Consider the following 11150-nt stretch of genomic DNA (forward strand, 5'->3'; position numbering starts at 1 on the left):
AATTGCCACTTGAATGCACGCGATCTGCACCGCACAATGAATCTACATCCCAAGGAGTGAACCATGATCATGGATAGCGTACTGTCTCTTAAGACTGGCGCCCGGCTGCTGGCCGACCTCCGACAAGCTGCAAGCCGATCGCTCACACCCGAAGATCTCATGGAGCAGAAGGTGTCTTTCGTCTATGGCTCGATGAGCTCTGACAACGGCGTTACGAAGGATCACGTGAGGCAGGTGATTCGCGGACAAGTGGGCGCTCAAACGGAGTTGGCCCGGTGATTCTTTTCGAGATCGTTGGAACCGAGAACAACCCGGTATATCGCGATCTCGAAATTTCTAATGGCACGCGGCAATACGACTTTCTGCGTTCGCTGGTAGGCTGCAGTCTCGCAGTTGAGAAGGCGTTCCTTTCGTCGCACATTGTCAAGGCGCTCAATTTTCAAGCAATTACGTGCTTGCACACGAATGCTGGTGAATACAGGCCGTGCCAGGTCTACGTCGGCGATCACACGCCGCCAGAGCACCATCGTGTCGATGCATTGATGGATGACTTCGTAAACACGGTAAATAGAGCTTGGGAGACGAGTGATCCCATCGTCTTATCGGCCTTCGTGTTATGGCGACTGAACTACATCCACCCGTTCATCAATGGAAACGGAAGAACCGCACGTGCCGCATGCTATTTTGTGCTTTGTGTAAGCATGAAGAGTTGGCTTCCGGGTTCTACCATTCTCCCGGAGTTACTCCGTCGAGAGCGAGATCGCTACGTGGATGCACTGGTTAAGGTAGACCAGTCTGCAAAAACTGGTCAATTGGATCTGAGTCCGCTTCATCAGCTGATCGTCGAGTTGCTCAGAGAGCAGTTGTCCTCCGTAAAGCCGGTGCCAGACCCATCAGCCCAAGCAGTTCCGACTCAGCAGATAGTGGTTCCACAGCCACATTTGAACGGTGGAATTGCGCCCGAGACCCCGGCACCTTAAAGGAAAGAGTTGGGGAGGCCCGCGGGCCTTAGGTAGCGGATTGGCCACACGCAATTCAGGGACGCGAGCGCTAGAACAGGCCCGCAGGTTTTTCACCTCGATCTCAACTGTAAATCACAAGCTCCATCCGATCTACGCTCTTGCCACCGCCGGCAACGTGATACGCGATGGGGACAGCCTCCATCTGAAACCTGTCGAAGCACCCGCGGACGCCCGGATGGTCGTTGATGCTCAGCACCGCTTTACCCTTGATACAATGCGCGCCCGGTATCACTAGCAAATAAAATCAAGTCGATTTCAATAGAAAAATACGCCGCAAGTCATTGATTTAAAAAGATTTTTTTGCCGCCTCTTCATAGTTCAATGGATAGAACGAGTGCCTCCTAAGCGCTAGATGCAGGTTCGATTCCTGCTGAGGGGACCATTGACCAGCCCGCACCAGCGTTTGCTCTTGCGGGCTTTCTTATGGCCTCTTCCGAAGACGCCAGGGTGGTCTAGCGGCAGTGCATGGCGGGGTGATTTTCTTGGCCCCGCCGACCGCGATACGGGTGCGAGCCCACTTCCGCAATCCGCGCACCTCACCGGATCGCCGGGCTTTCACACTGCCGCGCAGTCGGGTCAACGCCGCAAGAGACCCCACATTGCAAGCAGGCCGCAGCCCTGCTCACAATGAAGCATGACCAAGCCCGCCAAGCCGACCTCCACCCCCCAACGCCCCTCGCCCGCTTTTGCAGGCAGCCGGCTGCCAGCCGCCGGCGCAGAGATGCGACTCGCCGAGCGTGCGCTGGTGTTGCAGGGTGGTGGCGCGCTGGGCTCATACCAGGCGGGCGTGTATGAAGCACTGTTCGAAACCTATCCCACGCTCGACTGGGTGGCCGGCGTGTCGATCGGCGCGATCAACGCCGCGTTGATTGCAGGCAACGCGCCCGAGCACCGCGTTGCGCGCTTGCGGGAGTTCTGGAACCAGGTGTCGTCGGGCTTTGGCCAGCAGGTGCCGGACAGCGCGGGTAACAGGTTGGCGCTCAACCAATGGAGCGCGGCGACAGCCATGTTGTTCGGCATTCCAGGCTTCTTCAAGCCGCGGCTCGACCCCGCATTTTTGCTGGGCAGCGCCGCGCCGGTCGTGAGCTATTACGACACCAGCCCGCTCAAGCACACGCTGGAGCGGCTGATCGACTTCGACCGCATAAACCACCGCGAGATCCGGCTGAGCGTGGGGGCGGTCAACGTCCGCACCGGCAATTCGGTGTACTTCGACAACACGACGCAGGCCATCACCGCCGAGCACATCATGGCCAGCGGCGCGCTGCCGCCCGGCTTTCCGGCGGTGCACATCGATGGGGAAGACTATTGGGATGGCGGCGTGGTGTCGAACACCCCGCTGCAATACGTGCTCGACATGCATCCACGCACGCAGCCGCTGGTGGTGCTGCAGGTCGACCTGTTCAGCGCGCGCGGTCCGCTGCCGCGCACGTTGTCCGAGGTGTCGCAGCGGCAAAAAGACATCATGTATTCCAGCCGCACCCGCATGAACACCGATGCGTTGTCGGCCAACGTCAACCTGCAGCAGGCCTTGGCCGACCTGATGGTCAAGCTGCCGCAGCACTTGCGCGACGACCCGAGCGTGGCCGCGCTGTGCGACCGGCTGACGCACAAGCCGATTGACATCGTTCACCTCATCTACCGCAACCGCCCCTACGACCTGGAATCGAAGGACTACGAGTTCTCGCGCACCACGGTGCTCGAGCATTGGGAGGCCGGAATGCGCGACATGCGCAACACGCTGGCGCACCCCGAATGGCTGCAGAGCGAGACGAGCAACGGCGTCACCACCTTCGACATGAGCGAGCCCGAAGCCGCACGCGTGCGTCGCCCGGCGCTTGATCTCAAGGGCCTGGGCGCCGAGCGGCCGGTGCCGCGCAAGCGATGAGCCCGGCGCGCATCGCGTTCATGGCGGTGCGCCCAGGCCACTTTAAGCAGGGCCTAAGTCATCGGCGCAACACTGGTCCCTCTGAATCACCGGGAGTTGGCCAGCCATGAAGATCGAAGACATTCGCCGCCGGGCTTTTGCCATGCCGCTGACCAGCCCGGCCTTTCCGCCGGGGCCTTACCGCTTCATGCGGCGCGAATTCATGGTGATCACCTACCGCACCGACATGGACGCGCTACGCGCCGTCGTGCCCGAGCCGCTGGAAGTGGTGGAGCCACTCGTAAAGTACGAATTCATCCGCATGCCCGATTCCACCGGCTTTGGCGACTACACCGAATCGGGCCAGGTGATTCCGGTGCAACTGCGCACCGAGCGCGGCGTGGAGCAAGGCGCTTACGTCCACGCGATGTACCTGAACGACCACCCGCCCATCGCCGGTGGCCGTGAACTCTGGGGGTTTCCGAAGAAGCTCGCCAACCCCACCTTCGACTACGAGACAGACGTGGTGGTCGGCACGCTCGACTACGGCAAGTTGCGCGTCGCCACCGCCACCATGGGCTTCAAGCACCGCGAGGTCGATGCGGGAGCGGTGCTGGCCGGCATTGCACAGCCGAACTTCCTGCTCAAGATCATTCCGCATGTCGATGGCACGCCGCGCATCTGCGAGCTGGTTCGCTACCACATGGTCGACGTCGTGCTGCACGGCGCATGGACTGCACCGGCGTCGCTGGCGCTGTACCCGCATGCGCTGGCGCCGGTGGCCGATCTGCCGGTGTTGAAGATCGAATCTGCCGTTCACTACATTGCGGACATGACCCTCGCGCTCGGCACCGTCGAGCACGATTACCTCGCCTGAAGCCTCGCTTCACCCTTTTCACTCCAACCCAAGGACATCGCATGCAACTCAAGGACAAGGTCGCCTTCATCACCGGCTCGGCCAGCGGCATCGGCAAGGAAATCGCCATCGTCTTCGCCAGCCAAGGCGCGAAGATCGTGATCGCCGACCTCAACAAGGAGGCGGCCGATGCCACCGCCGCCGAGCTGAAGGCCACCGGCGCGCAGGCCATCGGCGTCGCGGTCGACGTGACGAATGAAGACCAGGTAAATGCAGGCGTCGAAGAGGCTGCCAAGGCCTTCGGCGGCATCGACATTCTGGTCAGCAACGCCGGCATCCAGATCGTGCATCCGGTCGAAGAATTCAGCTATGCCGACTGGAAGAAGATGCTGGCCATCCACCTCGATGGCGCCTTCCTCACGACGAAGGCCTGCCTCAAGCACATGTACGCGCAGGGCCGCGGCGGCAGCGTGATCTACATGGGATCGGTGCATTCAAAAGAGGCTTCGGTGCTGAAGGCACCCTACGTGACGGCCAAGCACGGCCTGATCGGCCTGTGCAAGACGGTGGCCAAGGAAGGCGCCAAGCACGGCGTGCGCGCCAACGTGATCTGCCCCGGCTTCGTGCGTACGCCGCTGGTGGAAAAGCAGATTCCCGAACAGGCCAGGACGCTCGGCATCACCGAAGAAGAGGTGGTGAAGAACGTGATGCTGAAAGAAACGGCCGATGGCGAATTCACCACCACGGACGACGTCGCGCAGGTCGCCCTGATGTTTGCGGGCTTCCCCACGAACGCGCTGACCGGCCAGTCGCTGGTGGTCAGCCACGGCTGGTTCATGCAGTGACGATGGGGCGCCGGCGGCGAGGCAGTCCACACGCTGCCCCGTCCGCCTGAGCGGCAGGAGTCAGCCAGACCGCATCACTGCTGCACTGGAAGACGGTCTGGAATCCGGCGCTCGCCAGGGCCTGCTCTTGCGCATCACCTCTAGCGCCGTCTCCTCGCCAGGCACTGAATAGTCGATGCGGGCGACCTTGCCCTCGGCGGTGGCAAGGGCGTCGCTCGGCACCGGGTCTGCCGACGCCATTAGCTTGATCGGCATGACGGCCTGGTCGAAATCACGCACCTGGTAATGGGTGATGACTGCTCCTTTGAAGCGCGTGAGCAATGGATGGCCCTTGGAGCCAGGTACGCCGGCAGCGGCCGAACCGAAGCTTGCCAGCACGGCGGGAGCGGCGACCAAAGCCGCGGCACAGTTGCGTTGAAGCCAAAGCATGGGAATGACCCAATCTTTCGCTAGAGGTGGTGGGAACGGCCGGGGGGGGTGCCTGGGAACACCCCAGCAAGGCCCTGGCAGGGGAGTCGAAGAATTCTAGAGCCGCCTCTGTGCATGGCGGCTGCGAGGATCACAACCATAGTCCGGCGCGCCCAGCGCCTGGGAAACCACGCAGGCGCAAGCGAGCGTCCGACACCCGGCCGGCACGGCGCTGCCTAAAGTGCATCCAGACAGCACGGTGGCTTGCCTACCGTGGTGACGCCCACCCCTTCAGGATTGATGCAAAGGACGGACTCTATGAGCGACGACAACCACGGCAAGCCCAACCCCATCCTCAACGCCGTGTCCAACGCAGTGGCAGCAATACGTGCAGATGACGACCAGCTGGCTTTGGCCAAGGCGCACGAAGCGCTGGGCCCCAAGGCCATCGAAAAGCTGGAAGTGGCCGAAGCCCGCCAGCAGCCCACCGTGGCCGACGCCGTCAACCACCTGCTGCGCGAACAGGGCCGCTCGACCGACCCGGCGCAGCTGGTGCCCGGCGTGTCCACGCGCGAGATCACGGTGGACGGCGCTGCCGGCTCCCTGCCCGCCACGGTCTACACACCCGACGGCGGCGCGGTGGGCCCGTTGCCCGTGGTGCTGTACTTTCACGGCGGCGGCTGGGTCATCGCCGACCGCAAGGTGTATGACGGCGGCGCGCGCGGCCTGGCCCAGCAGGCGCATGCCATCGTCGTGTCGGTGGACTACCGCCAGGCGCCCGAACACCGCTTTCCTGCCGCGTGGGACGACGCGCTGGCCGCCTATCGCTGGCTGACGTCCAACGCCGCCAGCATCGGCGGCGACCCGCATCGCCTGGCGCTGGCGGGTGAAAGCGCCGGCGGCAACCTGGCAGTGGCTACCGCCATTGCCGCGCGCGATGCCGGCCTGCCCCCGCCCCGCCACGTTCTCAGCGTGTACCCCGTTGCGCAGACCAGCCTGAACACCGAGTCGTACCTGGAAAACGCCATCGCCAAGCCGCTGAACCGTGCGATGGTGAAGTGGTTCGTCGACCACCTGGTGCGCGCGGAAGAAGACCTCAAGGACCCACGCCTGAGCCTCGTCGACGCCAACCTGGCCGGCCTGCCGCCCGTGACCATCATCAATGCCCGCATCGACCCGCTGCGCAGCGACGGCGCCAAGCTGGAAGATGCGCTGCAAACGGCCGGCGTGCCGGTGGAGCGCCGTGACTACGAAGGCGTGGCGCATGAGTTCTTCGGTGCAGCGGCGGTACTGGAAAAGGCGCGAGAAGCGCAGGCCTACGCGGGCGAGCGCCTGCGGGCCGCCCTGCGCGCCTGACCGCCGCCACTGCCGGGCCAGTGCCCGGCAGTGGCGGAATGCCTCACCCCGCAGGGCGATGCGCCTGCCTACAATGCGCTGCCACCTGCCGTTCGGCTCCCCGATTTTCCAGGGCGTCTTGCGTTTTGAGCCAAATTGGCCTCTAGCGCTTGATAGACAAGCGCAGGCAGCTATCAGAAGTGAAGCAATCCTCATCCATCGCCCTCCTCTATTCGGTGCGCGCGCTGCGCCACTGGGTGCTGGCGTGCTTCGTCTGCGCGATGGCCGTGGCCATGGCGTCGCCGTTGGTGCAGCCGCGCGCGATGGAATTGATCTGCTCCACGGCCGGCATGGTCAAGCTCTATGTGCAGACCGACAGCGGCATGGCCGAGCAGGGCCAGTCCGCCATGGATTGCCCGCTGTGTACGCTGCACGGCGCACCGCCGCCCGTCGTGGCCGTGGTGCTGCCACAGCCGCAACCGCTGGGCCATGCGGTGCAATCGATTCCGGCGGCCCGCATTGCCGCCGCCACGGCCGCGCCGCTGCCGGCGCGCGGGCCGCCCACCCAGGCACTCTCCTGAGGCGCTTCGCGCGCCTCGCTTCCCTCGCAGATCGCCTGATGGCGTAGCTGCCGGCACACCACCACACCATGTGGTGCCACCGCCGGCGCGCCACCGGCAGCGACTGCGCCGCGCCCACTTCGCCGCCCGGCCCATCGCTGGCCGCGTCGGCGTACCGAGAGTGTCTTTTCATGCCGATCTATTTCTTTTCTGCGCGCAGCCCTGCCTGCGCGCATGGCAGTTCCATCACCTTGCTGGCCGCCCTGAGTGCGGGCAGCCTGCTGGCTGTCTCTGTTCCCGCTGCCGCCCAAGCGCAGGCTGAACCCGTTGCCACAACGACCACCGCGCCCACGCTTGCGCCTGTCACCGTCACGGCCCCGGCCGCCGAGCCGCTGGGCCGGCTGAACCTGGACGTGCCCGCCGAAACCGGCAGCCGCCTGGGCCTGACCCCGCGCGAGACGCCCGCGTCCGTCACCGTGGTGGACCGCGCGACCATCGAGACGCGCGGCGCGCAGGACACCCAGGAAATATTGCGCGCCATTCCCGGCGTGACCGCGCACAACGCGCCGGGCTCCATGGCGGCCAGCTATCGCGGCTTCAGCGGCACCTCCGTCACGCAGCTCTACAACGGCATCACCGTGCAGTACGGCAGCGCCACGCGCGCGGTGGACAGCTGGATCTACGACCGGGTCGAAGCCGTGGGCGGCGCGTCGGGCTTTCTGTACGGTGCGGGCTCCGTGGGCGGCTCCATCAACTTCATCACCAAGACGGCCGAGCGCCACGACTTCACCGAAGCCCGGGTGCGCGGCGGCTCGTACGGCCTGAAGGAAGCATCGGTCGGCTGGAACCGCAGGTTGGGCAGCACGGACACTGGGTCGACCGCAGAGGCGGACGCCGGCCCTCGGCACTACGCGCGCTTCGACCTCAACCACCGCGACGCGGGCAGCTGGACCGGCGGCACCAAGACCCGGTCCACCCAGATGGCCACGTCGCTGCTCTCGGACCTGGGCGGCGGCCTGACCCACCTGCTGGCCTACGAATACCAGCGCGAAGCGGTGGACCGGCCCTACTGGGCCACGCCCGCGCTGCAGCCCGCGCAGGGCGAATTGCGCATCGACCGCGCCACGCGGTTCACCAACTACAACAGTGCCGACGGTGCGTACGACCAGCGCGTGCAGTGGCTGCGGTCAGTGACGCAGTGGCGCGCGTCTGATGCGCTGCAGTGGCGCAACACGTTCTACGCGTACGACGCGCTGCGCGACTACCGCAACGTCGAGACCTACCAGTTCGACCCCACCAACACCCGCGTGCTGCGCAGCAGCGCCTTGCTGCAGCGGCACAACCAGAAGGTGATCGGCAACCGCATCGACGCAACGTTGCGCAGCACGCTGGCTGGCCGGCCCAGCGACTGGGCTTGGGGCCTGGACGTGAGCCTGAACCGCCAGACACGCTACCCGCGCAGCGTGTCGGGCACCGTCAGCACCGTCGCGCCCACCGGCTTTTCCACCGAGCGTTTCTTCGACATTCCCGGCATGTCGCCCGACTTCGTGGCCGACCGCGACAACCGCGTGCAGACGACGGCGGTCTACGCGGAGAACCGCACGGCGCTGCTGCCCGGCGTGCATCTGGTGACCGCGCTGCGGCACGAACGCATCGCGCTGGAGCTGACCAACCGCCGCGCCGTCACCGCCGCCAGCCCGGCGCACTTCGAGCGCGACTACACCCCCACCACCGGCCGGGTGGGCGTGGTGTGGGACGTGGCGCCCGGCGCCAACCTGTACGCGCAATACGCCACGGCGGGCGATCCGCCTTCGGGCTCGCTGTCCACCGCGTCCTTTGCCGACGTCATCAACAACAGCGACCTCACCACCGGCCGCCAAGTGGAGGTGGGCAGCAAGTTCGACTTCTGGGACGGGCGCGGCACGGCCACCGTGGCGGCCTTCCAGATCACGCGGCGCAACATCGCATCGCAAGACCCGGCCAACCCGTCCGCCACGGTGCTGGTGGGCGAGCAGTCGTCGCGCGGCGTCGAGCTGGCTGCGGGCCTGCGCCTGTCGCAGCGCTGGCAACTGCAGGGCAACGTGATGCACACCCGCGCGCGCTACGACAACTTCGTGCAAGGCGGCGTGTCACTGGCCGGCCGCACGCCGATCAACACGCCGGAAAGCGTGGCCAACCTGTGGCTGTCCCATGCCGTCACGCCCACGCTGCAAGCCACCGCCGGCGTGCGTCGGGTGGGGCGCATCTATGGCGATGCGGCCAACACCCGCTGGTGGCCCGACTACACGCTGCTGGACCTGGGCCTGGCCTGGCAGCTGTCACCCACCGCCACGCTCACGGGCCGCGTGCGCAACGCCACCGACCGCATCTACGCCGCCGAAGCACGCAGCGCACTGGTCTATCTGGGAGCGCCGCGCACGTTCGACGTCACGCTGCAGGTGGCCTTCTGATGGCCCGCAGCGCCCGCACCACACTGCTGCGCGGCCTCTACCTGACGCACCGCTGGCTGGGCGTGGTGCTGTGCGCGGTCATGGCGCTGTGGTTCGTCTCCGGCATCGTGATGATGTACGTGGGCTACCCGCAGCTCACAGAGGCGGAACGCACTGCGCATCTGCCGGCGCTAGGCCAGGGAGAGAGCCTGCTGGAACCCTCTGCCGCACTGGCCAGCGCGGGCCTGGCCCACCTTCCGCTGGCCGATCTGCGCCTGGCCGCAGCCAGCGGAGGACGCGCCGTGTACCTGGCGCGCCGCGAAGGTGCGGCGCCGCGTAGCGCGCCGGTGGTCATCGATGCCGCCAGTGGCGCGCCCCTGCGCGAAGTGGATGCCGCCCGTGCCATCGCCAGTGCCAAGGCCTGGGCCGGGCCCGACGGCACGCCGCCGCCCGCGCATGAAGGCATGCTGCAGGAAGACGCCTTCACCCACTCGCGCGCGCTGGACGCGCACCGACCGCTGCACGTCGTGCGCCTGGGCGACGCCGACGACACCGTGCTGTACGTGTCGGGCACCACCGGCGAAGTGGTGCGCGATGCGCCCCGCATCGAGCGCTGGGGCAGCTACGTGGGCACCTGGCTGCACTGGCTCTACATGATGCGGGGCAACGCGCTGCAGCCGTACTGGAGCGGCACGGTCAACACGCTGGCCTTTCTGGGCACGCTGGCTGCGCTGGTCGGCACGGTGATCGGCCTGCAGCGCTGGCGCTTTCGCGGGCGCTACAAGAGCGGCGCGCGCACGCCCTACCCGGCGGGCGGTGCCATGCGCTGGCACCACCTGCTGGGCCTGGCTTTTGCGGCCGCCACCATCGCCTGGGTGTTCAGCGGCTGGATGTCGATGAACCCCTGGCGGCTGTTCGACAGCGGTGCGCCTGCGTTGCGCGTCGCTGCGTTCCAGGGCCGCCCCCTCATCGCGAACGATGTGCATGGCGCATCCGTGAGCCAGCTGCTCGCGCAGGCCGGCCCCGGCGCCCGCGAGCTGCGCTGGGTTCTTGCCACCGACCGCGCACTGGTGCTGGCGCAGCCCGCCCACGGCACGCCGCAGGTGCTGGACGCCGCCACCGCCGTGCGCACTGTGATAGACCCCATCGCTCTGCAGGCAGCGATTGCCCGGTTGGTCGATGCGCCACTGCTGCGCATAGACACGTTGACCGACTACGACCTGTACTACTACGCCCGCGCCTCGCACACCATGACCGGCGCACGCGACAAGCCGCTGCCCGTGTTACGCGCGGTGTTCGGCGACGAGCACGCCACCTGGGTGCATGTGGACCCGCATACCGGCGCCGTGCTGGGGCGGCTGGACGATCACCGCCGGGTCAGCCGGTGGCTATTCACGATGTTGCACAGCTGGGACTGGGCGCCGCTGCTGGCGCGCAGGCCGGTGTGGGATGGGTGGATGTTGGTGTGGGCGGTGGGGGGGACTGCGTTGAGTTTGACGGGGGTGGTGATTGGGTGGAGGCGGTTGCGCAAGGGGACTGGGCGCAGGCGGCGGGTTGCTTCCTCTTCTGCTGCTGCTTCTGCTACTGCCGTCAGGAATATTTAGGTCTTTTTGGCCTCTGGCGCTTATGTATCAAGCGGTGGTAGCTATCTTTTTGATAGTTGTTGTGAGATTACTTCCCGAGGCCGGGTGATGCGCCCGGCGGCGCACTCACTTTCTTTCGCTTCGCCGAAAGAAAGTAAGCAAAGAAAGGGCGACCCTGCTGTCTGCGTCCCCTTCGCTGCGCTGCGGGGCAACCTGCGGTGCTCGGTCACGGGGCGGGGCTGCGG

Annotated in this window: 10 protein-coding genes and 1 tRNA gene; 10 read left to right on the forward strand and 1 reads right to left on the reverse strand. The window is 65.9% G+C overall.

Features of this window, described 5'->3' with window-relative positions; all coding sequences use genetic code 11:
* Positions 1 to 63: 63 nt before the first annotated feature.
* The 6 genes from RQI28_RS17090 to RQI28_RS17115 all read left to right on the forward strand — a co-directional run bounded on the left by RQI28_RS17090 (position 64) and on the right by RQI28_RS17115 (position 4590).
* Positions 64 to 279, forward strand: a complete 216-nt coding sequence (locus tag RQI28_RS17090; protein WP_311222498.1) for a hypothetical protein — start codon at positions 64 to 66, stop codon at positions 277 to 279.
* Complete coding sequence (locus RQI28_RS17095) at positions 276 to 980, forward strand: Fic family protein (RefSeq protein ID WP_311222499.1); 705 nt, start codon at positions 276 to 278, stop codon at positions 978 to 980. Before RQI28_RS17090 ends, RQI28_RS17095 begins: the two co-directional genes overlap by 4 nt.
* A 349-nt stretch (positions 981 to 1329) precedes the next feature.
* Positions 1330 to 1404: transfer RNA gene (locus tag RQI28_RS17100), tRNA-Arg, on the forward strand.
* A gap of 339 nt (positions 1405 to 1743) precedes the next feature.
* The gene (locus RQI28_RS17105; RefSeq protein WP_311222647.1) at positions 1744 to 2910 is read left to right on the forward strand and encodes a patatin-like phospholipase family protein; all 1167 of its coding nucleotides are present in this window, start codon (positions 1744 to 1746) and stop codon (positions 2908 to 2910) included.
* Positions 2911 to 3016: 106 nt separating this feature from the next.
* Entirely contained in the window at positions 3017 to 3766 is a 750-nt protein-coding gene (locus RQI28_RS17110; protein WP_311222500.1) for an acetoacetate decarboxylase, read from the forward strand.
* 41 nt (positions 3767 to 3807) lie between these two features.
* The gene (locus tag RQI28_RS17115; protein WP_311222501.1) at positions 3808 to 4590 is read left to right on the forward strand and encodes a 3-hydroxybutyrate dehydrogenase; all 783 of its coding nucleotides are present in this window, start codon (positions 3808 to 3810) and stop codon (positions 4588 to 4590) included.
* Between the two features lie 60 nt (positions 4591 to 4650).
* Here RQI28_RS17115 and RQI28_RS17120 read toward each other — a convergent pair whose 3' ends face one another.
* Positions 4651 to 5019 carry a hypothetical protein gene (locus tag RQI28_RS17120; protein WP_311222502.1) on the reverse strand — a complete coding sequence of 123 codons (369 nt, stop codon included), beginning with the start codon at positions 5017 to 5019 and terminating at the stop codon, positions 4651 to 4653.
* A 297-nt stretch (positions 5020 to 5316) separates the two neighbouring features.
* Here RQI28_RS17120 and RQI28_RS17125 point away from each other — a divergent pair, with 297 nt between their 5' ends.
* The 4 genes from RQI28_RS17125 (at position 5317) to RQI28_RS17140 (ending at position 10926) form a co-directional block, all read left to right on the forward strand.
* Complete coding sequence (locus RQI28_RS17125) at positions 5317 to 6354, forward strand: alpha/beta hydrolase (protein WP_311222503.1); 1038 nt, start codon at positions 5317 to 5319, stop codon at positions 6352 to 6354.
* Positions 6355 to 6533: 179 nt separating this feature from the next.
* Positions 6534 to 6914: a DUF2946 family protein gene (locus tag RQI28_RS17130; protein WP_311222504.1), complete on the forward strand. Its 381-nt coding sequence runs from the start codon at positions 6534 to 6536 to the stop codon at positions 6912 to 6914.
* Positions 6915 to 7084: 170 nt separating this feature from the next.
* Positions 7085 to 9343 (forward strand): TonB-dependent receptor, encoded by a 2259-nt coding sequence (locus RQI28_RS17135; RefSeq protein WP_311230446.1) that lies wholly within the window; start codon positions 7085 to 7087, stop codon positions 9341 to 9343.
* Positions 9343 to 10926, forward strand: a complete 1584-nt coding sequence (locus RQI28_RS17140) for a PepSY domain-containing protein (protein WP_311222506.1) — start codon at positions 9343 to 9345, stop codon at positions 10924 to 10926. Before RQI28_RS17135 ends, RQI28_RS17140 begins: the two co-directional genes overlap by 1 nt.
* Positions 10927 to 11150: the final 224 nt, after the last annotated feature.

The sequence above is a fragment of the Acidovorax sp. WCS2018Noco2-16 genome, from assembly GCF_031843945.1.
Lineage (GTDB): Bacteria > Pseudomonadota > Gammaproteobacteria > Burkholderiales > Burkholderiaceae_C > Paracidovorax.